The organism is Gordonia sp. i37, assembly GCF_002043085.1.
Taxonomy (GTDB): Bacteria; Actinomycetota; Actinomycetes; order Mycobacteriales; family Mycobacteriaceae; genus Gordonia; species Gordonia polyisoprenivorans.
The window spans coordinates 1-311 of sequence record NZ_MVPX01000629.1 but is presented as its reverse complement, the minus strand read 5'-3'; the positions used below and the strand labels follow the sequence as shown (position 1 = coordinate 311).

Annotated in this window: 1 protein-coding gene; it reads right to left on the bottom strand. The window is 62.1% G+C overall.

The window, feature by feature from the left end:
* On the bottom strand, positions 1–311 hold a 311-nt coding region (locus B1964_RS29030), incomplete at both ends, for a DUF222 domain-containing protein (RefSeq protein ID WP_139765957.1).

Below are 311 nucleotides of genomic sequence, written 5' to 3'. Positions count from 1 at the left end.
CGCACCAGGAGTGCTTTGCGTTGCCCGGGGGTGAAGAAGCGTTTCGCCTCGCCAACACTGAGCGGTACCCCGTTGGGATCGAGCATGATCTTGGTGATCGTGGTATCACACGACAGCAGTTTCGCGGTGGCTTCGGTGATGGCTCCCATGTTCTGCAAATCCCCACCGAGTGCCGGGTTGTCCGCCGACCAGGTCCACAACAGGCCGTTGGTGGGTTTCGCCGAGAACGTGGTGTCGGCCAGGCCTTGTGCCGCCAACTCCACGATCGTTTCGAATGCGGCCGCGCAGATCTGTTCGGGTGTCCGCGGATC